Annotated in this window: 22 protein-coding genes; 8 read left to right on the top strand and 14 right to left on the bottom strand. The window is 57.2% G+C overall.

The genetic code is table 11. From position 1 onward, the window contains the following. Window positions 1-2: 2 nt before the first annotated feature. The 3 genes from VB780_RS22680 to pstB form a co-directional block, all read right to left on the bottom strand. The gene (locus VB780_RS22680) at window positions 3-821 is read right to left on the bottom strand and encodes an inositol monophosphatase family protein (RefSeq protein WP_323353462.1); all 819 of its coding nucleotides are present in this window, start codon (window positions 819-821) and stop codon (window positions 3-5) included. Between the two features lie 2 nt (window positions 822-823). Continuing rightward, the gene (locus VB780_RS22675; protein WP_323353461.1) at window positions 824-2,314 is read right to left on the bottom strand and encodes a BCD family MFS transporter; all 1,491 of its coding nucleotides are present in this window, start codon (window positions 2,312-2,314) and stop codon (window positions 824-826) included. Window positions 2,315-2,534: 220 nt separating this feature from the next. Next, a complete protein-coding gene (gene pstB, locus VB780_RS22670; RefSeq protein WP_323353460.1) occupies window positions 2,535-3,338 on the bottom strand; it encodes a phosphate ABC transporter ATP-binding protein PstB in 804 nt (267 codons plus the stop codon). Window positions 3,339-3,754: 416 nt separating this feature from the next. Here pstB and VB780_RS22665 point away from each other — a divergent pair, with 416 nt between their 5' ends. Beyond that, complete coding sequence (locus VB780_RS22665; RefSeq protein WP_323353459.1) at window positions 3,755-5,881, top strand: diguanylate cyclase domain-containing protein; 2,127 nt, start codon at window positions 3,755-3,757, stop codon at window positions 5,879-5,881. Window positions 5,882-5,966: 85 nt separating this feature from the next. After that, entirely contained in the window at window positions 5,967-7,217 is a 1,251-nt protein-coding gene (locus VB780_RS22660; protein WP_323353458.1) for a glycosyltransferase family 4 protein, read from the top strand. Window positions 7,218-7,240: 23 nt separating this feature from the next. On the opposite strand, the gene VB780_RS22655 is transcribed toward VB780_RS22660, so the two are convergent. After that, a complete protein-coding gene (locus VB780_RS22655) occupies window positions 7,241-7,483 on the bottom strand; it encodes a 2Fe-2S iron-sulfur cluster-binding protein (RefSeq protein WP_323353457.1) in 243 nt (80 codons plus the stop codon). 15 nt (window positions 7,484-7,498) lie between these two features. Beyond that, window positions 7,499-7,780 (bottom strand): DUF2470 domain-containing protein, encoded by a 282-nt coding sequence (locus VB780_RS22650; RefSeq protein ID WP_323353456.1) that lies wholly within the window; start codon window positions 7,778-7,780, stop codon window positions 7,499-7,501. A gap of 49 nt (window positions 7,781-7,829) precedes the next feature. Between VB780_RS22650 and VB780_RS22645 the strand changes: the two genes are divergently transcribed. Genes VB780_RS22645 through VB780_RS22635 form a run of 3 tightly spaced genes read left to right on the top strand, consistent with a single transcriptional unit; the run spans window position 7,830 to window position 9,895 of the window. Next, window positions 7,830-8,243, top strand: coding sequence for a hypothetical protein (locus tag VB780_RS22645; protein ID WP_323353455.1), 414 nt, complete (start codon window positions 7,830-7,832; stop codon window positions 8,241-8,243). Between the two features lie 44 nt (window positions 8,244-8,287). Further along, complete coding sequence (gene psaI, locus VB780_RS22640) at window positions 8,288-8,416, top strand: photosystem I reaction center subunit VIII (RefSeq protein ID WP_323353454.1); 129 nt, start codon at window positions 8,288-8,290, stop codon at window positions 8,414-8,416. A gap of 30 nt (window positions 8,417-8,446) precedes the next feature. Next, window positions 8,447-9,895 carry a glycosyltransferase gene (locus VB780_RS22635; protein ID WP_323353453.1) on the top strand — a complete coding sequence of 483 codons (1,449 nt, stop codon included), beginning with the start codon at window positions 8,447-8,449 and terminating at the stop codon, window positions 9,893-9,895. Window positions 9,896-9,985: 90 nt separating this feature from the next. On the opposite strand, the gene VB780_RS22630 is transcribed toward VB780_RS22635, so the two are convergent. Continuing rightward, window positions 9,986-10,879: a tetratricopeptide repeat protein gene (locus VB780_RS22630; protein ID WP_323353452.1), complete on the bottom strand. Its 894-nt coding sequence runs from the start codon at window positions 10,877-10,879 to the stop codon at window positions 9,986-9,988. Between the two features lie 530 nt (window positions 10,880-11,409). Between VB780_RS22630 and VB780_RS22625 the strand changes: the two genes are divergently transcribed. Then, window positions 11,410-12,015: a helix-turn-helix transcriptional regulator gene (locus VB780_RS22625; protein WP_323353451.1), complete on the top strand. Its 606-nt coding sequence runs from the start codon at window positions 11,410-11,412 to the stop codon at window positions 12,013-12,015. Window positions 12,016-12,194: 179 nt separating this feature from the next. After that, complete coding sequence (locus VB780_RS22620; RefSeq protein ID WP_323353450.1) at window positions 12,195-12,974, top strand: photosystem II S4 domain protein; 780 nt, start codon at window positions 12,195-12,197, stop codon at window positions 12,972-12,974. Between the two features lie 58 nt (window positions 12,975-13,032). Here the strand turns inward: VB780_RS22620 and VB780_RS22615 are convergent, their stop codons facing one another. From VB780_RS22615 to VB780_RS22580, 8 genes are all read right to left on the bottom strand, one after another. Further along, window positions 13,033-14,370 carry a UDP-glucose/GDP-mannose dehydrogenase family protein gene (locus VB780_RS22615; protein WP_323353449.1) on the bottom strand — a complete coding sequence of 446 codons (1,338 nt, stop codon included), beginning with the start codon at window positions 14,368-14,370 and terminating at the stop codon, window positions 13,033-13,035. Next, entirely contained in the window at window positions 14,371-15,510 is a 1,140-nt protein-coding gene (locus VB780_RS22610) for an NAD-dependent epimerase/dehydratase family protein (protein WP_323353448.1), read from the bottom strand. It abuts the gene before it with no gap. A 137-nt stretch (window positions 15,511-15,647) separates the two neighbouring features. Continuing rightward, window positions 15,648-16,958, bottom strand: coding sequence for an NAD(P)-dependent oxidoreductase (locus VB780_RS22605; RefSeq protein ID WP_323353447.1), 1,311 nt, complete (start codon window positions 16,956-16,958; stop codon window positions 15,648-15,650). Window positions 16,959-16,973: 15 nt separating this feature from the next. Further along, window positions 16,974-17,516: a dTDP-4-dehydrorhamnose 3,5-epimerase family protein gene (locus VB780_RS22600; protein ID WP_323353446.1), complete on the bottom strand. Its 543-nt coding sequence runs from the start codon at window positions 17,514-17,516 to the stop codon at window positions 16,974-16,976. A 101-nt stretch (window positions 17,517-17,617) separates the two neighbouring features. After that, window positions 17,618-18,391 carry a glucose-1-phosphate cytidylyltransferase gene (rfbF, locus tag VB780_RS22595; protein ID WP_323353445.1) on the bottom strand — a complete coding sequence of 258 codons (774 nt, stop codon included), beginning with the start codon at window positions 18,389-18,391 and terminating at the stop codon, window positions 17,618-17,620. A gap of 636 nt (window positions 18,392-19,027) precedes the next feature. Then, the gene (gene lepB / locus VB780_RS22590) at window positions 19,028-20,092 is read right to left on the bottom strand and encodes a signal peptidase I (RefSeq protein ID WP_323353444.1); all 1,065 of its coding nucleotides are present in this window, start codon (window positions 20,090-20,092) and stop codon (window positions 19,028-19,030) included. A 9-nt stretch (window positions 20,093-20,101) separates the two neighbouring features. Further along, window positions 20,102-20,893, bottom strand: coding sequence for a hypothetical protein (locus tag VB780_RS22585; RefSeq protein WP_323353443.1), 792 nt, complete (start codon window positions 20,891-20,893; stop codon window positions 20,102-20,104). A gap of 94 nt (window positions 20,894-20,987) precedes the next feature. After that, window positions 20,988-22,304, bottom strand: coding sequence for a MurT ligase domain-containing protein (locus VB780_RS22580; RefSeq protein WP_323353442.1), 1,317 nt, complete (start codon window positions 22,302-22,304; stop codon window positions 20,988-20,990). 142 nt (window positions 22,305-22,446) lie between these two features. Between VB780_RS22580 and VB780_RS22575 the strand changes: the two genes are divergently transcribed. Beyond that, window positions 22,447-23,247, top strand: coding sequence for a cobalt-precorrin-6A reductase (locus VB780_RS22575; protein WP_323353441.1), 801 nt, complete (start codon window positions 22,447-22,449; stop codon window positions 23,245-23,247). Window positions 23,248-23,427 lie beyond the last annotated feature (180 nt).

The following is a 23,427-nucleotide window of genomic DNA, read 5'->3' as shown; positions in this document are numbered from 1 at the left end:
GCCTAGGGATTAGCCACTTGCTGTACCAATGGCCGAAAGAATTCTACCCAGGAATCCTGGGCTGTCGCCAGCGTGGGATAGGGACGAGTGCTGTAGTCTTTGCCCACCTCCAGCGGAAAGGGTGCCACGTCATCCAGCAGTACCCAGGTGGCTCCGGCGGCCTGGGTAATCGCCCACACCGCCGCAATATCCCAGATTTTAGGCGTCGCTTCCACTGCGCCCACTGCCCAGCCCGCCCCCACCAGCAGCAGATTGTAGGCCGCCGACCCCAGCATGCGAATCTTGCAGGGAAAGGGTTTCTCCAGCACCGAGGTGCTGCGGGCACAAAGGCTAAAGAACTGAGTTTTATCGGGCTCAGCATCGCTGCTGTGGATAGGGTGGCCATTGCAGAACGCGCCGCTGGGCATTGCCAGCCCGCTTTGCCCTGGCCAGTAGCCGTAGAAAGATTGGTCAAGCGGCGGCATAGCCACGTAGCCAAAGACTGGTGTGCCTCTGTACAGCAAACCCAACGAAATGCCCCACACGGGAATGCCCCGCGTAAAGTTGGTGGTGCCATCAATGGGGTCAATGATCCAGCACCAGTCGGTATCGGGAAAAATGTGCTCTACTTCTTCGCTGAGCACGCCGTGGTCGGGGAACGTTTGGTGGATGGCGGCGCGCAGGGTGTCGTCGGCCCAGCGATCGCACCTGGTCACCAAACTGCCGTCGGCTTTCAGGTCAGCCCGCACCTGACCAAAGTCTTCGAGCAGTTTTTGGCCTACGGTTTTTGTCGTGGCCTCGGCAAAGGCCAGCACCTCGTCCCAAAAGTGTTGTGCAACCATGCTCAATCCATATCGCTTTCGAGGGCAGCGGTAATTGCCGCCTTGGCATTGGCCTGAAATTCTTGAATATTTACCCGGCTGAGCAGCCAAATCGCGATCAGCATGCCGATCGCTTGCAGGGTAAACACCAGCCCGTAAGCCAAAAACGCCTGGGGCTGCCCCACTTCCCCAGCTCCGTTGAAGGTTCTAAGGATGGCGCGACCGAGATCGAGCACGCCACCGCCGAGGACGGTAGCGCTGCCTCGGGCGATCGCCTGGGCCAGCCCCCAGGCCCCAATAAACGTGCCCGCCGTCTCGGCCACCGTCAGATCCAGCATCAGCACGATCGCCCCCAGGGTGAGAATGCCAGAGGCCGTGCCAAACAGAAACACCGCCGTCAGCAAAATTGTTGGGTTGCCCGTTAGCCCCGACAGGGTAATGCCCACCAGGCACAGCGCCGCCCAGCTACAGCCCAGCACCACGGTGCGCTTTTTGCCCAGGCGAGGCACTATTAACCAGCCGCTGACAATAATGCTCAGCAGCGTGCCCATGCCAAAGGCGGCATTGAGCTGGGTGGTTTCGGCAATGGTCATGCCAAAGACTTCGCCGCCGTAGGGTTCCAGCACCGCATCCTGCATGAACAGGCTGAGGCTGAGCACCAGCAAAAAGGTGAAAAATAGCCCCGTCTGGCGGCTGGCCGTGAGAATTTTGAGCGCCCGCCCCAGGGTGAGGCTGTCTTCGCGATCGCCCCCCTGCTCCGATCGTCGCCCATCCATGAGCGACGACCGCTGGGTCAGCCGCGAATACTTGCGCTCAATGCCGTAGGTGCTCAGCACCGCCAGCACGCACACCACCGCCGGGGCAATCACAAACAGCCGGTTCACTGCACTGCGCACCTGATCAAAGGGGGCATTCAGCTCAATCGGCTTCAGCACAATGGAGGTGATAATCACCCCGGCGATAATGCCTATCATCAGCATGGCCCAGCCGATGCCCACCAGCCGCGATCGCGAGTCTTCGTCCGACACATCCACCAGCAGCGCCGTAAACGGGGTCGAAGTGGCGCTCAGGGCCAGGCCGTAGATGGCAAACAGCAGCCCCAAAAGCCCTACCCACGGATACACCGCTGGCCCCCAGCCATCCTCGGCAATGCGGCTGCCAATCTGCCACACCACCTGCAGCGCGCAAAATGCCGTCACCGCCACCGTCACAATGCCCAGCCAGATGTAGCCGCTGCGGTGGTGGCCAAAAATTGGCCTAGAGTCAGACATCTGACCAAACCAGATCCGGGCCGGAGCCATAAACTGGTGCACAGCGATCGCCCCTGCCGCCACTAGCGCTGGCACCCGCAGTTCTTCAATCATCACCCGGTTGAGCACCCCCAGGGTGAGCAGCGACATAATGCCCAGGCCCATGTTGAATACCCCTAGGCGCAGCATGGTCAAAATACCCAGGTTGGGCTTAGGGGCGGCCGCCGAGCCTGGGGCCGAGGGCGAAACGTCGGGGCTGGTCATAGGTCGTTCTAAAGGTCGCGATAGGGGTGATTCAGCTGAGGTCATCAACATTTTCAGCGAATAGTAATACCTTAGACCCTAATCGCTAGGTCGCGAACCTCTTCTGATAGGCCGCTCGCGATCGCCTGTTTCAACCGCCCAAAAAAGAACCCAGGCAAAGCCTGGGCGCGATTGTCAGAACTGTTCGCTTGCGAGGTATTCCTGCTGCCGGGTGCTGGGGCTAGCCGAAGCGACCCGACACGTAGTCACGGGTAAACTGCTCACGGGGGTTGTTAAATATGGCTTCGGTATTGTTGTACTCCACCAGGTAGCCGACTTTGCCACCCTTGTCAGTCGCCTCGGCGTTGTAGAACGCCGTGCGGTCAGACACCCGCGAGGCCTGCTGCATATTGTGGGTCACGATGACGATCGTGTAGTCTTCTTTGAGCTGCATCATGGTCTCTTCGACCTTGATGGTCGAGATCGGGTCGAGGGCCGAGCAGGGCTCATCCATCAGAATGACATCGGGCTGAATGGCGATGGTGCGGGCGATGCAAAGGCGCTGCTGCTGCCCACCCGAAAGCGATAGACCACTCTGCTTGAGCTTATCCTTCACCTCATCCCATACGGCGGCCCTGCGCAGAGAGGTTTCCACCAGCTCATCCATATCGCCCTGGTAGCCATTGATACGGGCACCCCAGGCAATGTTTTCATAGATCGACTTAGGGAAAGGGTTGGGCTTCTGGAACACCATGCCGATCTTGCGGCGGAGTTCTACAGCATCCACTTTGTTAGCATAGACATCGCTGCCGTGGAAGGTGATTTTGCCTTCTACCCGGCATGACGCAATCAGGTCGTTCATGCGGTTAAAGCAGCGCAGAACGGTGCTCTTACCACAGCCGGAGGGGCCGATAAAGGCAACAATCTCGTTTCGAGGAATGTCTAGGTCTACGTTGCGCACGGCTAGGGTAGAGCCATAGTATACGTTGAGATTTTCGGCCCTTAGGGCTACATCCGTAGAGGTTGGAGCATAGGTGTTTGACATTTGGGCACCAGGATCGCGCTACAGTCCAAGCAAAAATGAACACCCTAACTATTGCAGGCCCGGACGCCCTTTGGGGTTAAGGATAGGCTAAGAGACCCCGACCGAGGCCAATCTGCCCCAGAAAGTTGTGGACTGCGCTCTAATTTTGTTTATACCGAGCGCCCTAGACTCGCCTAAACCTGTGACTTTGCCGCTACGACTGCTTTAAATCACCTAGCTTTCTCTTTTGAGGTGCTGACATAGCTGTTTGAGATCACGGGCTAGTCCCTAACCTAGCCCGTAGGATAGGCCTACAAGCCAAGCTCTGACTTTCTGTAAACATGTGGCACAGAAGGTGTTTCAGGGCCGGTCTAGGCGCTTTATTCTAGAAAAGCAGGTAGGGTGTTTTGCTTCACTTAATATTGCCGCTCAATCCAGTGCCAAAACTCCCGTTCTACCGACTGTTTAGCCGCTTGCTTAAGCCCTTCTCGCTCAGCACGGTGTTGGTAGCAATTTTTGTGCTTCAGCTAATCGGTGCGGTAGGGCTGCTGGGGTTTTTGAGCTTTTATCTGGGCAACTGGGCCGTGGCGTTGATCAGCCTGGGGGCGATCGGTAGCTCAGTAGTGGTGGGGCTGGCGGTGGTCAACCGGGTGCTACAGCCCATTGCCCAGCTGCACCGGGCGATTCAGGCGACGGCCCAGGGCAACTGGCAAACCCCGGTTCCCATCGAAAGCACCGATGAGCTGGGGCAGCTGGCGCGGGCCTTCAACACGATGGCGGCCAAGCTGCACGACTCGTTTACGGAGCTAGAGCACCTCAATCGTGAGCTACAGCGCAGCGAGCGACGGTGGCGGCAGTTTTTAGACGGTATTCCCCTGGGGATTGCCGTGTACGATCGCCACGGTCAGATGGTGTTTGCCAGTCAGCAGGCCCGCATTTTGCTCTGCCTCGAAGACATGCCCTCGATTCCGTCGCTCGGCTTAGATGAGACCTGCATTGCCTACCGGGCCAGCACCGGCCAGCGCTACCCCACCGAGGCGCTGCCGATTACCGTGGCGCTGCGAGGGCAGCCCGGCTGGGCCGACGATATTGAGCTGCGGCCCGGCAATCAGCCGATCCCCATTGAGATGGTGACAACGCCGATCTTTGACCAGGGGGGGCAGGTGGAATATGCGATCGCCGCCTTTCAAGACATCACCACCCGCAAGCAGGCCCAAACCCTGCTGGCCGACTACAACCAAACCCTAGAGCGCCAGGTGGCCGATCGCACCGCCGCTCTGCGCCAGGCCGAGGCCACCCAGCGAATTATTCTGGAGGCGATTCCTGACCTGCTGGTGCGCTTTTCGGGCGACGGCGTGTGCCTCGATGTGATGAATGCCGGAGCGGTCAGTCTCATCGTTGACCCCGGTGTCCAGATTGGCAAACCCATGGAGACGGTGCTGCCCGCCGATATGGCGGCTGAGCGCATGCACTACATTCAGCAGGCGCTGCAAACCGGCGAACCCCAGGTTTACGAGTACCGCTGCCTGACGCCCGACGGCTGGCACTACGAAGAAGCTCGTATTGTCACCAGCGGCCCTGACCAGGTGCTGGCGATCGTGCGCGACATTACCGAGCGCAAGCAGGCCGAGGCCGAAATCGCCCGCCAGCGCCAGTTTCTGCAAAATGTAATCGACAGCATTCCCAGCATTATTGTGGTCAAAGACCGCCAGGGTCGGGTGCAGATGGCCAACCGCGCCAGCGCCAGCCTGCACGGCATTACCCCCGCCGATATGGTGGGTAAACTCGACACTGATTTTAACCCCAATATCTCGGCCTTTGAGGCGATTCAGCAATACCGCATTCATCAACAGGTGATCGAGACCCAGATGCCCTACCAGGGCGAGCAGGAGGTGATCGACCGAGTGGGCATTCGCCGCTGGTACCAGGTGGTGATTAGCCCCTTTCAAGATGCCAGCGGCACCGTCAACGGCGTAATCACCAACTGCATTGATATCACCGATCGCAAGGGCATGGAAACCGCCCTGACCGAGGCCAACGAAACCCTAGAGCGCCTGGCCACCCTCGACGGGCTCACCCACATTCCCAACCGCCGCCGCTTTGACGAGTACCTGGAGCAAGAGTGGCAGCGTATGGTGCGCGAGCAGCAGCCCCTGTCGCTGATTATGTTTGACGTCGATTTTTTCAAACCCTACAACGACTGCCTGGGCCACCAGCAGGGAGATGAGGCGCTAATTGCGATCGCCGCCGCCGCCACCCGCTCGGTCAAACGAGCCGCCGACCTGCTAGCCCGCTACGGCGGCGAAGAGTTTGCGGTGATATTGCCCAACACCCGCCGCGCCGGGGCCGAAATTGTCGCCAAGGCCCTGCAAGACGAAATTGCTGCCCTGCAAATTGTCCATCCCCAGTCGCCCATCGGCGACTATCTCACCGTCAGCATCGGCATCGCCAGTGTGGTGCCCACCGCCGACCAGTCGCCCGAAGACCTGATCGCCGCTGCGGATGCGGCGCTGTATCAGGCTAAGCGGAGGGGACGCGATCGCTACTGGATTCGCCTCATCTAACTACTGTTGCCGGATCAGACTCCCTGGGCATTCTAAAATAAGTCGCTGAGAGGGTTGGGCTAGCCATAGCTCAACCCTTATTCATATGAAAATTGCCTACGCTACCACCTACGACGTGCGCGATCGCGCCACCTGGCCCCGCCGCCATCTGGGCCTCTACGGAGCCGGGCAAAAAATTGCTGAACTCTTGCAAAATGCTGGGGCTGAGCTGGAGTTGCTCGGCCCTCTAGAGCGACGCAAGGTGCCGATTACCCGGCTCAAGTGGCTGGTTTATCAACGCCTGGGGCAGAGCTACTACAGCCCGGTGGAACCCTGGGTTTCGCCCTACTATGCCCGCCAGATTGCGGCCCAGCTCGCCCGCTCTAAGGCTGACCTGCTGCTCTGCCCTGAGAATGCGATTCCTTTGGCGCGGGTGCGCACTGAGCTGCCCACGGTGCTGTGGACTGATGCGCTGCTGGGAAGCCTGGTGGATTTTTATCCCTATCTAACTAACCTGTGTCCCGAGACGCGGCGGCGGCTGCATGTTGTGGAGAAGGGGGCTTTGGAGCGGTGCGATCGCGTCATTCTCACCTCCCAGTGGGCGGCCCAGTCTGCAATGGATCTCTACGGTCTGCCCGCCGACAAAATTCACATCATTCCCCGAGGGGCCAGCCGAGCGCAGGATCTCGCTCAGCCTGAGGTAGAAGTCCTAATCGCCCAGCGGCCCCCAGATCTCTGTCGGCTGCTATTTCTCGGGGTGGACTGGGAGCGCAAGGGCGGCCCGCTGGCCCTAGAGGTGGCTCAAACCCTCAATCAACAGGGCGTGAAGACCGAACTCTGGGTCGTCGGCTGTGAACCCAAATGGGTGGGCGATCGCCCCAACTTTGTGCGCGCCTTCGGGTTTATCGATCGCGCTACCCCTGAGGGCGAGGCTCAGTTTGCCCACCTGCTCGGTACCGCCCACTTTTTGATTTTTCCCACCAAGGCCGATACCTTCGGAGTGGCTATTAGTGAAGCCAATGCCGCTGGGCTGCCCTGCGTGGCGGCGGCCGTGGGGGGCATTCCCACCGTATTGCAGACCGATATTAACGGTAGAGCCTTCCCGGTAGCCGCCGCCGCTGGCGACTACGCCCAATACATTGCGGCCTATATGGCCGACTACCCGCGCTACCGGGCTCTGGCCCTCTCGGCTTGGCAGCACTACCGCCAGCACCTGAGCTGGGATGCCGCCCAGCAGCAGGCCTGGGGCTATTTGCAGGATTTGGTCGCGGGCAGCGATTGCAGGCCCAATTTACCCTCCCTAGAACCCCGTCCTCGCCACCTCTTCCCGGCGTTGAGCAAAGGCTTCAGAGCTTAGCTGAACGGTTCCAGACATCATGCCTACCAGGTCGGATCGACGTAGAGGTTGATGACCAGCGTTTTGTGGCCCGGCGGCACCGCCGATATACAGGCGCAGATGGGGTCTGCTTCCCCTTCCAACTCCACTTCGCAGGCGTGGCACGACCCCATGAGGCAGCCGGTGGGAATGCTCACCCCGGCGCGATCGGCCACCGCCAGCAGAGGCTCCCCCACCTCGGCGTCGATGGTGACGCCATCGGGCAAAAATTGAATAGAAACGCTCATGGCTGTGATACCGGATTAAGCTCTGGCCTTGGCCTGTTTGAGCATGGCAACTAGGGTGTGGTGGGCGTCTTCGGCCCCCTCTAGGGTGTGATCGAAGGGGACACGCACAGCAGTTTGGTCGCCATCGACGGTCACCGCTAGGGTCATACCCTCAGGATCCACAGATTCCATCACGGCAGCGGTGGCGGTGGGCTGGTTGCCGTAGGCGGTGGCATAGAGCAGCACCGCTTCGGTGTGGTCGTCGTTCATGTGCTTGCAGATGCGATCGCTCACCACTGGAGTAATTGGCTCAGCCATAGAAAATCCCGTAGACTACTTCAACATTGGCCAGTTGTTACATGCTGTTATGATACCGTCCCTGCCGCCCTCCTCAGAGCATCCCTGGCCTACGGGCCACGTTTTTCAAAGCCCAGGGGCGCACCTGACCTATCGCGTGGTCGGCCCCTGCTGCCGCCTGTTCGATCGCGACCAGCTGCCCTGGCCCTGCTGTCGCATTCAGTGGCGGGGCAAAGAACCGAGCTGGCGGCGCATTGGCAAGCAGTTTGTGCCCGATATGGCCACTCGCAAGTCACCCTCCTACTGCGTCGAAATTGTCGGCCAGGGCTACGGGGCTCAGGCGTTTGTCACTACGCTCTACACCGCCAAGCTCGATCGCGAAACCCAGGCCTGGTGGCACAGTCGCCTGCTCCAGGAGGAGGAGACCCCGCCGAGTGAGAAAGTTTGTAACAAAATAGACATACAGATCGCCGATTCGCAGTAGTCTTATGCTCAACGCTGTGATGTTGCTATTGAGGTAGAAACCCTATGCCAGCTGCATTCTTACCCTCTATTCTGGTTCCTTTGGTGGGAATTGTTTTCCCCGCTGTTGCCATGGCCTTTTTATTCCTTTACATTGAGCGGGATGATGCCGCTGAGCCCCTCAAGAAGTCCTAACCGTCTGTGATTCAAGCCCATTCCACTGCTTTGCTTGAGGCCCCCAAGCAAGACTTCAAGCAAGACATCCGGGCCTATTTTGATCGCATTGCTCCCGAGCTAGACCGCTGGAGTCGTCGCAACCGCTACTACTACAACGATCTGGCTCGGCTTCATCAATTCATTATTCCGCCCGGCAGCCGCGTGCTAGAAATCGGCTGCGGTACTGGCGATTTACTCCATTCCACGGCTCCAGCGATTGGGGTAGGTATTGACTTTGCTCCAGCGGTGACGGCGATCGCTCGCCAGAAATATCCTGCGCTCGCCTTTTACACGCTAGATGCCGAGGCGATCGCGCCCTCCCAACTGTCCCCAGAGCACCGCCAGTTTGACTACATTCTGCTGTCTGGGGTGCTCGGCTATCTGGGCGACATCCAGGCTGTGCTCCAGCGGTTGCAGCCCTTCTGCCAACCCCACACCCGCCTGATTCTTACCTTCCACAGCCATCTTTGGGAGCCTCTGCTGGGCCTAGCTGAACATATAGGGCAGCGCCGGCCCCAGCCCCCCCAAAACTGGCTCAGCATGGATGATGTGGCCAACCTGCTCACCATCACCGGCTACCGCCCCCTGCAGCGGGGCAATCGGTTTCTCTGGCCCAAGTTTGTGCCTTGGATAGCAGGCTTGGTGAACCGTTATTTAGCGCCCCTGCCCGTGGTCAAGCACCTGTGCCTGACCACCTTTGTTGTGGCGCGGCCTCAATCCGTTCCCAGTGCAGAGCCGCCGACCTGTTCGGTGATCATCCCCGCCCGCAACGAGGCTGGGAATATTGCCGCTGCCGTGGCTCGGCTGCCCCAACTCGGTGCCCATACCGAAGTTATCTTTGTTGAAGGTCATTCCCGCGACCAAACCTGGCCAGCCATTCAGGAACTGGTGCAGACCTACCGAGGGCCTTTCACCCTAAAGGCATTCCAGCAGACGGGACGGGGCAAAGCAGATGCGGTGCGGCTCGGGTTCGATCAGGCTAGCGGCGACATTCTACTCATTCTCGATGCCGACCTGACCGTTCCCCCCGAAGATTTGCCCCACTTTGTCGAGGTGCTGGCCTCAGGGCGGGGAGAATTTGCCAACGGATCCCGGTTGGTTTACCCCCGCTCTAAGACCGCCATGCCCTGGCTGAATATGGTGGCTAACAAAATCTTTGCCCTGCTGTTTTCGTTTTTGCTGGAGCAGCCGCTGAAAGACACCCTTTGCGGCACCAAAGTATTATGGCGGCGCGACTACCAGCGCATTGCCGCCGGACGCAGCTACTTTGGCGACTTTGACCCCTTTGGGGATTTTGACCTGCTGTTTGGGGCCGCCAAACTCAACCTCCACATTGTGGAAGTGCCGATTCGCTACCAGCCCCGCACCTATGGCAGCTCGAACATCGCCCACGTCAGAGAAGGGCTAATTTTGCTAAAAATGTGCCTCTACGCCTCTCGCAAGCTCAAGTTTCGTTAGACGTAAGGCGTTAGATTGCAGAGGGCCTTTTGCTGTTCGGTGTCAGTGAGGGGTTAGGGGGCATCCCTCCTCAGAACGCCTTTGAAGCGATCAGCTCTCTGGAAGCTGCCCCAAATGACTCTGGGCTTTAGCTGCCCAGGTCGGGTTACCCATGGTGATGTAGAGGTTCTTGGCGTACTCCAGTACGGTACGGGCTTCATCAAAACGACCGAGCTGAATGAACGCTAACCCTGCGCTGTAGTAGGCATCGGCATAGCCACCGTTGATTTGAGTCGCCGTGCGAAACGAGTTGAGAGCGGTTTCGGTTTGACCCTGGTTAAACCGGGCAATCCCTAAATTGTAGTGGGCCTGGGCGTAGCGGGGCTGAAGGGCCAGGGCCTGTTGTAGCACAGCCTCGGCTTCGGCATTGCTCTCCGTTTGCAGGTAAATGATCCCCCGCTGCAAGAAAGACTCAGGGGCATTTGGGCTGAACTGTCCGGCCTGTTCAAAGGCGGCTAAGGCTTCGGGAAAGCGCCCTTGGGATTGATAGACGAGGCCCAGGTTGTAGTGGGCATTGCCTAAATCGGGCTGAATCGCGATCGCCCGCTGCAAATACTGTTCGGCCTGGTCGAGGTTGTTGCCCTCGATTAGGGCACCGCCTAAATTGGCGTAGGCCAAAGCAAACTGCGGATCGGCTCGAATCGCCGCCCAGAAGGCAGAGGCGGCCTCCTGAAGCTCACCCTTTTGGCGCAGAGCTAGGCCAATGTTGTAGTGAGCAGCGGCCAGGGTGGGGTCGAGGGTTGCGGCCTGCTGAAACTGAGCCAGAGCACCGTCGATTTGCCCCTGCTGAACGAGGGCCAACCCCTGGTTGAGAGCAGCCTCTGCCGCAGCGGGCGGTGCGTTCTGAGCGTAGCCTGCGCTTGGATAAAGAAGGGGGAGTGCGATCGCAGCGGCAATCATATTCCCTCGCAAACGCTGCAACAGTCGTAGGTTGGCCGATATCATACTCGCTGCTATGGCCCTTGGCCCAATAGAATGCCCATAACAGTATAGACAAGCGCTTATTTTTTCAACCCCATAACCAGACTCCGTTACTGGTCTAGCGGTTTATGCAGGCGCTCGAGCAAAGTGCTCCATTAGCCGTTGAGCCAGCGCTGTTTACTGGCTTATGGACACTTCGAGGCAGCGCCCACGACAAGACCTTAAAATCCTGCAAGCCGTTTCTATGCGTCAGTACATTGACATAGAAAAGTCAGTAAATCTCCATAGAAACTTGCCAAACTTTCCAGAACAGCACTTCATTTAGGTGAAGAATCTGTCAGTTTTAAGCGCCTTACGGCGGCGATTGGCCGTCGTCGCCGCCGCAACCCTGTAGAAACCACTTAGAAAACTGTCCTCCGTGTGCGGAGATCTCTTCCTCTAGAGTGAGGTTCTCTTCATCGCAAGTTCAAGCGCTAGACCTTCAAGCGCAAATTAACAAGCTGTGTTTCCGGATGACTCCTTTAACTCTGTTGTGTTTTCAACCAGGTAGCCCCATGGTCACTATGAGTTCATCCACCACCCTTTCTAATTCTCGTTTTATTGCCCCCGAACCGACCCAGGAGAACAATGCCAATTTACCCCTGCTTAGCGCCGTGCTCGAAGGCTTTGTTGACGGCATTTTAGTGCTGACCGAAGACGGCACCTGTGTGCACAGTAATCAGAAAGGCAGAGTCCTCTGCCGCGACCTCAGCGACGGCAACAGCCCCGTGCCGGCCAGTCTCAAAGCCATGTGCGTGCACCTATTAGAAAGCCGTGAGTTTTATCCCGATACCCTGCTGGTGCTCACCCAAGAGCTGACATCGCGCTCTGGCCACCAAATTCGGGCCCGCATCCAGTGGCTCGATCTGCCCGCCACGGCCCAAGCCTATTTACTGGTTTCCCTAGAAAATAAGACCCGCTCGGCCCACGCCTCTGCCATGCTTGAGGCGATCCAGTACAACCTCACTCCCCGTGAGCGCGCGGTGTGGGTACTGCGGCGGGCCAATCGCACCTACGACGAAATTGCCCAGGAGCTTTACATTACCGTCAATACCGTGAAGCGCCATCTCAAGAGCATCTATGCCAAGCGCAAGGAGGTGATTGAGGCGATCGCCAACTGACTGCCCGCGATCAACCGCGTCGCTGGAAAGCCCCTAGGCCGCGCTCCAGGTGTGCAGCTTCCTACCCCTCCCCTAGGGATTAGCCCCCACCCCTGCCGGTAAGGTAGAGTCAGAAAAAGCCTCGCTCTATGAGTTCAAACTCTGGGGCTAGGCAGACCTACCTTTGCGAACCTTTGCCCATGCTGCCTAAGGATGATCTGCTCAAATCCACAGAAAACCGCGACTGCCTAGCCCGCATCCTAGATCAGGCCGAGCAGGCCATTAAAACCTGGGATGTTGTCGTCACCGATTTTCTGTCACCCCCAGATCAGATCGAGGCCAAAGCACTGCTCCAGCGCTTAACCGATGTTCACAGCCTGGCCTGGGGTGGCTATCCCCAAGCCGAGCGGCAGCGGCTAGCGATCGCCCGAGCCGACATCCCCCTCGACCCCAGCCAGATTCCTCTGGCGCTGCTGACGGTGGGAGGCAACTTTATGTTTGACCCCGCCAATCACCAAGACTTTTTAGGCGCACTGCTGGGTACCGGCCTCCATCGCGAAAAAGTGGGCGACATCATTGTGCTGGGCGAGCGCGGTGCCCAGGCGATCGTCATGCCCGAACTGGCAGAATTTCTCACCGAGGCGCTCACTCAGGTGCGCTCTGTCCCCGTCAAAACCCAGCCCCTAGAGTGGGATCAGCTACGGGTGCGCCCTCCGCAGAAAAAAGATCTCACCACCGTCGAAGCCTCCCTGCGGCTCGACGCCGTCGCCTCCGCCGGGTTTGGCATGTCGCGCAGCAAAATGGCCGATCTGATCAACAGCGGCGATGTGCGCGTCAACTGGAAGCCGATTACCCAACCCAGCCACACCCTGGCCTCAGGTGATCTGGTCGCCATTCGCGGCAAGGGGCGACTCGAAATTGGCGACGTAGCCGTTACCAAAAAAGAACGGTACCGAGTCAATCTGACCCGGTACCTGTAGTTCTTGCTCTGCGGTAGAGATTGGTTGAGGCTGAGCGCAAACTCAGTCAGCCGTAATCCTACAGACCGATCCCCTCGTAGCGGGCAAAGGCGTGCTTGTCGAGCATGCGGCGACCGTCAATCACCAGAGGTGGGTTAGCCACCCCCGCCAGCAGTTCCGGCAGAGCTTTGAAATCATTCCAACGGGTGAGTAGCAGCACCACATCCACATCCTGAACGGTTTCGGCCAGGGTGTCGCAGTACTGAATGGGCTGGTTTTCAAAGATCTTCTGGGCTTCGTGGGTGGCTACGGGGTCAAAGGCTTTCACCTTAGCCGACCCCGCCAGCAGCTCCTGCACAATGGGGATGGCAGGCGACTCGCGCATATCATCGGTACCGGGCTTGAAGGCCAGGCCCAAAACCGCCACCCGCACTGCATCCAGGTTGGGGAAATGCTTGGCGAGGCGAGTCATCACCTGCTTGTACTGCACGGCGTTGACATCGATTACAGCGTTGAGCAGCTGCATCGGCATGCCCTTCTTGGCCCCGTAGGCGTTAAGCGCCTTCACATCTTTAGGGAAGCAGCTGCCGCCAAAGCCGCAGCCCGCCTCAATATAGGTAGTAAAGGTGGGAACGATGCGCTCGCCACTGGGCAGAATTGGGGTGAGGCGCTTATCGAGATGGACTCCCTTGGTGACTTCCATCACGTCTACCCCGCCGACGGCGGCGCAGAGGTTGCCGATTTCGTTGGCAAAGGAAATCATTGTCGCCAGCAGGGAGTTGGCGGTGTACTTGATCATTTCGGCGGTCTTACAGTTGGTTTCGAGTTGATCAACCCCCTCGAACGGACTGTACATTTCCCGCATCACGGTCAAGGTGCGATCGTCAATGCCGCCCAGCACGATGCGATCGGGGTACATGAAGTCGGGAATCGCCTCGCCTTCCTTGAGGAATTCGGGGTTCATGCCGACGCCAAAGTCAGCCCCAGCCTTTTTGCCAGACGCCTCTTCCAGAATGGAGAGCACAACTTCGTCGGTGGTGCCGGGCACCACGGTGCTCTTGACCACGACTACGTGGTAGTCAGCCTTATCCTTCAGCACTTCGCCAATCTGGCGGGCGACGGTTTCAATGAATCGCAGGTCGATTTCATCGCCCCGAAAGGGGGTACCTACGGCAATTAACGAAATTTGCGATTCCATCACCGCCGTGCGCAGGTCGGTGGTAGCCCGCAGTCGGGTACCCACGTTGGCCTTGAGCATGTCCTCTAGGCCAGCCTCGTAAATCGGGGGAATGCCCTGGTTGATCTGGTCAACCTTGGCCTGGTCAATGTCTACGCAGACGACCTCGTGGCCTTTCTCCGCCAGGCAGGTGCCCGACACGAGGCCGACGTAGCCCGTTCCAACAACAGATACTTTCATTTATGCGTCCTCTGCTTCACGATTGCCGGAATACCAAATCATGGTGCGCTTCAGCCCTTCGTCAATGGCGATGCTGGGGTTGTAACCCAGGTGATCGCGGGCCTTGTCGATAATGGGGCAGCGGCGGTTGGGGTTGTCGATCAGGTAGTCTTGGTCGGCGCTGGTCTGGCGCACGACTTGACCGTCGTAGTCGAACTGGTCACGGGCAATCTCAACAACCCGCTCCGCCAGATTGGCCATCGAGATTTCGGGGGTTTCAACACCAATGTTGTAGGCTTCGCCGGGGTGACCCTTCACCAGGATTTTGTAGTAGCCCACAATCGCATCGGCAATGTAGCAGAAGGTGCGGGTAGGAGCGCCATCCGACAGCATAACGATGTCGCGACCATTGAAAATGTCGCGGGCAAAGTCGGGCAACACTCGGCGATCGGTAATTTTTAGGCCAGGTCCGTAGTTGTTAAAGGGGCGCGCGGTTTTAATGGGCAGCTCGTGCTGCATGGCAAAGTTGACGCACAGGGTTTCGCCGTAGCGCTTCGACTCGTCATAGCAGGCGCGAGGCCCGGTGCAGGACACATTGCCGCGATAGGTCTCGGGGGTGGGGATGTTCTCGGGGCTGGGGTCGCCGTAGATTTCGCTGGTGGAATAGAACAAGAACCCTTCTACGGGATTGCCCTTGGCTTTTTGCTGGAGGCAGTACTCCAGCAGGTAGCGTAGACCGTTGACGTTAGCATCCATCGTTTCGATGGGATACTTGCGGTAGAAGGTTGGCGATGCGATCGAGGCCGCGTGAATGATGAACTGGAAATCACCAATATTCTCGGGCAGAGGGTTGGTGATGTCGTGCTTAACCAGTTCCAAGTGGGGGTTCCCCGACAGGTCGGTCAACCACTCGGGGATGCCCCGGATGTAGTTGTCGTAGATGGTCAGGTGAATGGGCTTAGCGGTGGCATTAACTTCATTCCAGTGCAGCACAGACTGCACCAGGTAGTAGCCCAAAAACCCAGCACCGCCGGTAATCAATAGATTTTTGCCCGACAGGGTGGCAAATTCTTCGGATAGGTGATCGCAGATATAGGTTAGGTCAGCTTGGACAACGTCTTCCGCTGTATTTAAAGAGGCTAGACTCGGTGCTTGAACCATTACAGTTTCCTTATAGAAATTAGAGATGGGCTAGATGAAGCATGGGCAAGAGGACACCCCCATTGGGTGCCCTCGCCCAGCCGCCGGTTGCCGTGGGCATGGGGCAAAACTCCGCTGACAAAGGTGATTACAACCAGCTACACCGCTGCGGCTACCTTAGCCTTGGCAAAGTAGGCGTTTTGCTCAGCCCGCAGCCGATGGGCAACGCTGTCGGCCGGAATTTCCACATCGTCGTAGGTGAGGACGTGATCTTTGGCGACAGGGCGCTTGAGGCGACAGCCCTCGGCTAGACCCATGGGTAGAAGATTGTCCTGGTTCACGATGTCGGCGTTTTCACACTGGCCGTAGGTGTGGTAGCCGCCCAGGCCATCCAGGGTTTGACCAGCCTCAAGATCGATCTTGGCGGTGGTGATCACGTCTACGACCGGGGCACCCAGGGGCGCGATGACAACGTCGTTCAGCAGAACTACCCGAGCGGCTGACAAAGGTACTTCAAAGACGGTCAGATGATAGGGCACGTAGAAGCTGTAGAGCGGGCCTTCCCCCAGCTTGCCGTAATTGAGGTAGTGGGCCTGAGTCGGCTCGTTGCAGGTGGCATAGACAAATACGCCGGGGCTCGGCTTTGGCCCCACCACATAGTCCACAATGCCGCCGAGGGACTCAATCTGCTCAATATCGTACAGATCGAGCATGTCATCGACGTGGCCCTTGGAGTGGTAGCCCAGCATGCCCCGCTGGGCCACTTTCATGCCGGTGGCGTTGGCGACAATGGCCTGCTCAAAGGAGATTTTGGTGCCATCGGCAAAGCTGGTTACCATGTGAGCGGTCTGGCCCCACTGCTTGGCAAAGCTCTCCTGGGTGGTAGGGTTGCGGTAGCGGTCTTGCAGGCCCTTGATATTGCCGCAGACCAGGGGGTTGAGACCAATGCTCTTGACGAAGCGATAGAGGTTGAGCTGCACGCCGGGCTGGTCGCCGTCGCAGCCGGTGATAATCACTCCAGCCCGGTCGGCGTAGACCTTGAGAATCGGGCCAACGGTGCCGTCGAGTTCGGCGTTCATCAGCACCATGGGTTTCTTGTGCTCGATCGCAGCCAAGGTTACCCGAGCACCATACTCCACATGGCCCGTCGCCTCGATCAGAACATCGATGTTCTCGGATTGGCAGAGTAGGGTCGGGTCGTCGGTGACGACGGAATAGCCTCGGGCGATCGCATCTTCCATATCGCCGAGGGTGGACACGACCTTGACATTCTCTACGCCGAATTTAGCGTAGGCCTCGACGGCGGTGTCTACGGTGCGGTTGGCGATCGCGGTGAGCACCATACCGGGGGTGTAGTTAACAATCTGGTTAATCACCCCGCGCCCCATAAACCCTGCCCCCAAAAGACCAACGCGCACTGGGTTACCGGCTTCATGACGCGCCTTGAGCGCTGTATCAACAATGATCATAGAAAAGACCTCGGGTTAGATGGTGAGTAGACTGGGCAGCAGGGGCCAGGCGGTATCTTTGTCGGAGATGGTGGTCACCGGCAAGGGCCAGCGAATGTTGAGGGCCGGGTCGTCATAGCGCAGGCCGCGCTCACAGCCAGGGGTGTAGTACTCACTGACCATGTAAAACGCCTCTGAGCCATCTGTCAAAGCCTGATAGCCATGGGCAAATAGCTCTGGCACGTACAGACCCAGGCGGTTTTCCGCTGACAGCTCAACGCCGAAGTGCTTCAGATAGGTGGGAGACTCTGACCTCATATCCACAATGACGTGGTAGTTAGCTCCGCTGATGCAGCGAAAAAACTTGGCTTCCGCCGCCGGAGGCACCTGGTAATGCAGGCCGCGCAGCGTTCCCTTGAGGTAATTTGAAGCCAGATTACACTGAATGCCAACCGGCTTTAGCCCCTGGCTTTCAAACTCCTGGGTGCAATACGCTCTGGAGAAAAAGCCGCGATCATCTCCCCGTTTATCTAGGGAAACCGTAAAGGCTCCTGACAGGGGTGTTTCTTCAAAAATCATGCCAATGCTCCCAGGCAAATCAAGGGAATGAATTAAAAGTCAGGCTGGATAAATGCTGTTATTTTGGGGCCTAGCAAACTAGGCAGATTAGCATTTAGAAACTACCAAACTTTCCAAGGAGCTTTGCCAGCTTGCCACAGATCGACCAGCATATTTTTGTCGCGCAGGCTGTCCATCGGCTGCCAGAAACCGTCATGACGGAAGGCCGACAGCTGACCCATAGAAGCTAATTTCCGCATCGGCTCGTGCTCCCACATCACCGTGTCGTCGGCAATGAAGTCGATCACTTGAGGATCTAGCACAAAGTAGCCAGCGTTGATGTAAGCGCCATCGCCATCGGCCTTCTCGGCAAAGGATTCAATGATAGTTTGGCCTTCGTGGAGGGCGATCGCTCCAAAGCGCCCGGGAGGTTGCACCGCTGTCAGGGTAGCCAAGGTCTTTTGCTGCTTGTGAAATTCGATTAGTTCAGTAATGTTGACGTCGGCAACTCCATCCCCGTAGGTAAAGCAAAAAGGCTCATTGCCAACGTATTCCCGCACTCGCTTCAAACGGCCTCCGGTCATGGTGTTTTCGCCAGTATCTACTAGGGTCACTTTCCAGGGCTCGGCATTGCCTGTGTGCACATTCATTTGATTGTAGCGGAGGTCAAAGGTTACATCAGACATGTGCAAAAAGTAGTTGGCAAAATACTCTTTGATCACGTACCCCTTGTAGCCACAACAAACGACAAAATCGTTGATGCCGTGGGCAGAATAAATTTTCATAATGTGCCAGAGGATTGGATATCCTCCAACTTCAACCATAGGCTTAGGCTTAACGCTGGTTTCTTCACTCAGGCGAGTACCTAAACCACCAGCTAATATAACTGCTTTCATAAACCCTCTAGGAATTAATAAAACTAGGAAGTTCTGGCCTTATCAAACCAACCACTCAACTTACGGAAGCTGAGTTATTACTCAACTGATTTGCAGCCTGTAGGAACACGGCTATGTCACGTTAGAATCCTCATTTTTTAGTAGGAAATTTTGTTTTGCCGTAGGGATAGGGACTAAGTTAAGGCCGGACGAATCTTCGGTTTAAGTATTCTTACCGTAGCTTACGTCAGACCTTTACGCTCTACCTGCTATCTGCGGTGCATTAACAAGTTTTTAACTTGAACATGAAGTTGTGCACTTTGGGACGGGTAAAAACGCTGTCAGGATGTAATCAGCGTGCTTGAGATGACCTAGGCCTTTCTCTATAGCGACGATAAACACGGTTATGCTTTGCCTTAGTCTCGCTTAGTGGCTAGCTTAGCCCTGACCCGGACTATGAGTATGAGCAGTCGATGAAGTCAAATCGTCAGCGTGTGAAAACCCCATAAATGTAGTCGGAGCTATTTAAGTCTGACCTTTTTGGGTTAGATCAGCCTTAAAGTACCCCGGTGGGAGACTGGGCTAACTCTAGAAAAGTTGAGACAATAGAAAATTAAATTTGCTGTGAACAAACAACTGCCTATGGAAGAGTGCTAGCTAAAGCAGAGGCTGTACCCGTTGGGGTGGCCAATAGATTTTGTAGGCTTGGCCCACCACGTGAGCTTGGGGCAAGAATCCCCACACGTGGGAATCTCGACTGTTGTTGCGATTGTCTCCAAGGACAAACAGGTGGGCGGGGGGCACCGTCTGCGGCCCCCACTGGTATCGGATGGGCTCGGTCAGGTGGGACTCGACTAAGGGGAGGCCATCTAGCCATACCTGACCATCGCGTATTTCTACCTGCTGGCCCGATAGGGCAACAACCCGCTTTACCATCAAATTCTTGAGTTCTCCAGCCTGGTCAATTGGAGTGCGCTCTGGGTTGGAAAAGACAATGATGTCGCCCGCTGCCAAGGGATACTCAAACGGGCGCGGGCGGACGAAGATGCGATCGCGCACCTCCAGTGTAGGCAGCATCGACTCGCTGGGCACAATGCACTGCACCACCTTCTGCGGCACAATAAACGGGATCGAGCTGATTGCCAAACGGGTGATCAGTACCGCCACAAGCAGGCCTCCTAACCAGCTCCACTGACGCTGACGGGCGGGAGCAGATCGGTAGACTAGTCCGCAACCCACTGCCCAAATTATGGGCGGTATGGGCAGCAGAGCTGGGTTGAAGTTGGCTAGGTAGGCCGTAAGAATGCCCAAGATTAGCAGCATTCCCCCTGCGGTGGCCTGTTGTAAAAACAGGTGCCCTAATCCCGGCAATATCTGGGAGAGAAATACGGGGTACCAAGGATCGCTGGATTGGTAGCGCAGCGGGCTGAACTCGTTGAGGGTAATACCCTGCTTAGCAACATGGTGGCTATCCCACAAGTTAAATATATAGAGACTGAGCAATGGCATGAGGGTGATCAGCCCCCGCAGGGTGTTGCCCCTAGGGGCAAAGATTGACCAAAAGATGAAGACGACGAGCCCTAGGTGAGCGGCGGCGATGAATAGACCCCGGGCGATCGCACCATCGTAAATTTGCCCCATACCGGGCAGCGCCGCCGACAAGTTGACCGCCAGCCACGGACTTTTTCGTTGGCCGACCAGTATCTTGGGGATTGCCTTCATCGCTGAGGGTTAGCCATAGCGATGAATAACAGACTCGTGGGCAGCAAATTCTTCGGTGTCAGCCAGAGTGGGAAGGGTGAGGCTGGTGTCGGCATACTTGCGGCGTAGGGCTAACCCAATCAGATAGTCGGCAAAATGCGGATTTTTGGGCAGCAGCGACCCGTGCATGTAGCTGCCGAACACGTTTTTGTAGCGCGCGCCCTCGTACTCGGCGGTGGCATTGTTGCCAAACCCGGCGATGGTTTTGGCCAAGGGCTGTACACCGTCGCTTAGGTATGTTTGGCCTGAATGGTTTTCAAACCCCACTAGGGTTCGAGGAATGTTGCGGGAAGTGGTGTACATCGCCTGCATTTCTGCGTAGGTGGCAGGATTAATTTCGACAATTAGGTTGCCGATGCACCGCTGCTTGACCTCAGTGCCGGGCGCACAGGTGTTGACGTTAATAATGCCCAAACCCTGAGTTTCTTCACCACTGCCCATGAGAAAGGTGTTGCCCATCAGCTGATAGCCACCGCACACACCCAAGAAGACTACCCCAGCCTCGGTATCGGCCCGGATGGCCGCTTGCTTGAGCTGATGAAAATCGTTGACCACGGCTACCTGGTCAGTATCTTGGCCACCTCCCATGAAATAAAGATCGGTCTGGCCACTTTGCGCTATCTCTCCCATCGTCAGGGCGTTAACCGTGCAGTCAATGCCCATCCACTGGCAGCGACGGCGCAGCACGATCAGGTTGCCGATGTCGCCGTAGAGGTTGAGATAGTCGGGGTAGAGGTGGGTGAGGGTGAGAGCGTAAGGCATGGGGGATGGTGGGGGAGATGGGGAGGGGTAGGGGCAGACCTAGGTGTCTGCCCTGGAGAGAATTTTGGCTTGGCAATTTTGGATTTTGGATGGACTAGACCACATCCAACGTTTTGCCCATCAGTTTGCGGAATTCGAGCATGGCGGTGTAAGTGGGCAGGACAAAGACTGTGTCGCCGGTATTGGCTTTGTCAAAAGATAAATCGATCGCCTGGCGGATTGATTCGTCGGTGGGGATAGGACCGGGGGGAGCATCCAAGGCGTATTTGAGCCGCACTGCCATATCTTTGGCGCGAATGCCAGTGCAGAGAATCCAGTCAATATCTGTCTGGTTGAGCCGTTCTAGTTCGCTATCCCACAGCCAGGATACGTCTTTGCCGTCGGCGGTGTTGTCGTTGATGGCCAGAATGAGCTTAAGGGCAGGGATATTGCGCAGCAGTTCTAGGCTGAGGCTAAAACTGGCGGGATTTTTGACTAGCAGCAGACGATAGTTGACCTGTTTATCGCCCCGCTGACGGGTGAGGATTTCGCCTCGGCCAAAGGCTGGTTTGAAGGTTTTGAGCCCGGCGATCGCAGTGGCTCCGTCTATACCCAGGAGGTTGGCGATCGCGATCGCCGTCAGCGCGTTGTACACATGAAAGAACCCTGGCGACACCGTCTTGGCCTGGGGCAAGTGCACCGTTTCATGATTAATTTGCCCCTGAATGGAAAAATCGGTGGTCAGGTCTTCGTTGATGTGGATATTCGTCGCCTCCAGCCCCTGACTGCCAGGGACGCGGTGGTTGAGCTGGCCCTCGTAGGGCAAAAACCGGGCGTACTCTGGGGCAAGGGACATAAAGTAGGTGGCGTTCCCTAGCCCCTGGGTAAGGCGAGCGGTGCGGGGATCGTCGCCATTGACGACCACGGCGGCAGTGGGGCACTGGGCAATGCCATCGCGAATCAGCTTTTCGGTGCGATCGATTTCGCCGTAGGCATCGAGCTGGTCGCGGTAGAGATTGGTAACGGCGATGATATTGGGTTTGATTAGCCTAGCAATGCGGGGCAGGGTGGCCTCTTCTACTTCGAGCACCGCATGGGTGCAATCGAGGCGGCCAACGGCATTGCTTTGCTTAAGCAGCTCTGACAAAATACCCTGGCTGAGGTTGGCCCCAGCTTTGTTGCGCAGCACCTTAGCCTGCGGCACTTGGTCAAGCACGGCGCTGAGCATGGTCTGACTGGTGGTTTTGCCGTTGGTGCCAGTAATAGCTACCACAACCGGAATTTGGCTGACCAAGGCTTCTAGTACAAAGGGGAAGTAGCGCCCGACTAGGTAGCCCGGCAGTGCAGTGCCCGACCCCCGACCCGATACTTGCAAGGCCAGAGTTAGCAGCTTAGCAAACGCAACAATAGGAATCAGCAGCAGTTGGTTCATGGCCGGGCTAGGCAGATCATGAGGGAAAGGGTAGCAGAGTGTAGGGACAGACCCACAGGTCTGCTTCATTTTTTTGAAGCGAAGAGTATAGAGAGACGCATTTTTGCGTCTTGGGAGAAACACACGAGATGGAGGGGAATTTGTGGACAATCGGGGGACAGTCCTATGGGTGATTGGCGGGACAGGGGAGACGGTGGAGTTAGCCGCAGCCTTGGCCGTAGAGCAGATTCCCTGTGTGGTTACGGTGACGACGGCAGCCGCGCGACACGCTTATCAAAAGAGTACCTATCTAAAGGTTCTAGTCGGTGGGTTAGATGTGGCGTCGCTGGGGGCGTTTATTCAGGCTCAGCACATTGGGGCGGTGCTGGATGTGTCGCATCCCTTTGCGGTAGAGATTTCAAAGGGGGCGATCGCCGCTGCCCAGACCCTCACCCTTCCCTACTGGCGCTACGAACGTCCTGCGCTAGAAAAAGCCTCTTCTAGCGGGCGCATTCAATATATAGATGACCTCCATGCGGTGCTCACCCCTAAGATTTTGCTAGAACAGCGGACATTGCTTACCCTTGGCTATCGCTGGCTGCACCATTTCACCCCCTGGCAGGCCCAGGCCACCCTGTTCGCCCGCATTTTGCCCTCGCCGGTAGCGCTGGACGCTGCCTTAGCAGCAGGCTTTACCCCCGATCGCCTGATCGCCCTGCGTCCCCCCATTACTGCCGAGCTAGAATACGCCCTCTGGGGGCAGTGGGGCGTTACTCAAGTCATTACCAAGGCCTCTGGTGCGCCGGGGGGAGAAGATACCAAGCGCGCGGCCGCCGATCAGCTAGACATTGCTCTGTTTATTTTGAATCGCCCTCAGCTCGACTACCCGGTGGTGTGCCGCAGTCAGGAGGAAGCTTTAGCCCTTTGCCGGGGGTGGTGGCGATCGCTCCCCAGCCATGGATAAAATCTACCGACTTAATCTCTCTCGTCCCCGCCGGACTATCTCTTTCCCCAGAGGGTAGTGCACTTTAGTAAAGGACAGAGGAAAACGTAGGCGATTCCCGTTCTGCCAACTTCTCTCTGACGCGGCGATTGTAGTCGTGGATGAACGTCCAGATCGCACCAATGTGATTCTCTAGCTTCT

It is taken from the genome of Leptolyngbya sp. CCNP1308, assembly GCF_034932455.1.
Classification (GTDB): Bacteria; Cyanobacteriota; Cyanobacteriia; order Phormidesmidales; family Phormidesmidaceae; genus Nodosilinea.
This window is presented reverse-complemented; position numbering and strand designations above follow the sequence as displayed.

What these genes read in the sequence shown, in the direction of transcription:
- VB780_RS22675 (WP_323353461.1), bottom strand. Translation starts at nt 2,314, where the DNA reads ATGACCAGCCCCGACGTTTCGCCCTCGGCCCCAGGCTCGGCGGCCGCC.
- VB780_RS22645 (WP_323353455.1), top strand. Translation starts at nt 7,830, where the DNA reads ATGATACCGTCCCTGCCGCCCTCCTCAGAGCATCCCTGGCCTACGGGC.
- VB780_RS22655 (WP_323353457.1), bottom strand. Translation starts at nt 7,483, where the DNA reads ATGAGCGTTTCTATTCAATTTTTGCCCGATGGCGTCACCATCGACGCC.
- VB780_RS22615 (WP_323353449.1), bottom strand. Translation starts at nt 14,370, where the DNA reads ATGAAAGTATCTGTTGTTGGAACGGGCTACGTCGGCCTCGTGTCGGGC.
- VB780_RS22620 (WP_323353450.1), top strand. Translation starts at nt 12,195, where the DNA reads ATGCTGCCTAAGGATGATCTGCTCAAATCCACAGAAAACCGCGACTGC.
- VB780_RS22660 (WP_323353458.1), top strand. Translation starts at nt 5,967, where the DNA reads ATGAAAATTGCCTACGCTACCACCTACGACGTGCGCGATCGCGCCACC.
- rfbF (WP_323353445.1), bottom strand. Translation starts at nt 18,391, where the DNA reads ATGAAAGCAGTTATATTAGCTGGTGGTTTAGGTACTCGCCTGAGTGAA.
- pstB (WP_323353460.1), bottom strand. Translation starts at nt 3,338, where the DNA reads ATGTCAAACACCTATGCTCCAACCTCTACGGATGTAGCCCTAAGGGCC.
- VB780_RS22610 (WP_323353448.1), bottom strand. Translation starts at nt 15,510, where the DNA reads ATGGTTCAAGCACCGAGTCTAGCCTCTTTAAATACAGCGGAAGACGTT.
- VB780_RS22585 (WP_323353443.1), bottom strand. Translation starts at nt 20,893, where the DNA reads ATGCCTTACGCTCTCACCCTCACCCACCTCTACCCCGACTATCTCAAC.
- VB780_RS22680 (WP_323353462.1), bottom strand. Translation starts at nt 821, where the DNA reads ATGGTTGCACAACACTTTTGGGACGAGGTGCTGGCCTTTGCCGAGGCC.
- psaI (WP_323353454.1), top strand. Translation starts at nt 8,288, where the DNA reads ATGCCAGCTGCATTCTTACCCTCTATTCTGGTTCCTTTGGTGGGAATT.
- VB780_RS22650 (WP_323353456.1), bottom strand. Translation starts at nt 7,780, where the DNA reads ATGGCTGAGCCAATTACTCCAGTGGTGAGCGATCGCATCTGCAAGCAC.
- VB780_RS22580 (WP_323353442.1), bottom strand. Translation starts at nt 22,304, where the DNA reads ATGAACCAACTGCTGCTGATTCCTATTGTTGCGTTTGCTAAGCTGCTA.
- lepB (WP_323353444.1), bottom strand. Translation starts at nt 20,092, where the DNA reads ATGAAGGCAATCCCCAAGATACTGGTCGGCCAACGAAAAAGTCCGTGG.
- VB780_RS22605 (WP_323353447.1), bottom strand. Translation starts at nt 16,958, where the DNA reads ATGATCATTGTTGATACAGCGCTCAAGGCGCGTCATGAAGCCGGTAAC.
- VB780_RS22630 (WP_323353452.1), bottom strand. Translation starts at nt 10,879, where the DNA reads ATGATATCGGCCAACCTACGACTGTTGCAGCGTTTGCGAGGGAATATG.
- VB780_RS22625 (WP_323353451.1), top strand. Translation starts at nt 11,410, where the DNA reads ATGGTCACTATGAGTTCATCCACCACCCTTTCTAATTCTCGTTTTATT.
- VB780_RS22600 (WP_323353446.1), bottom strand. Translation starts at nt 17,516, where the DNA reads ATGATTTTTGAAGAAACACCCCTGTCAGGAGCCTTTACGGTTTCCCTA.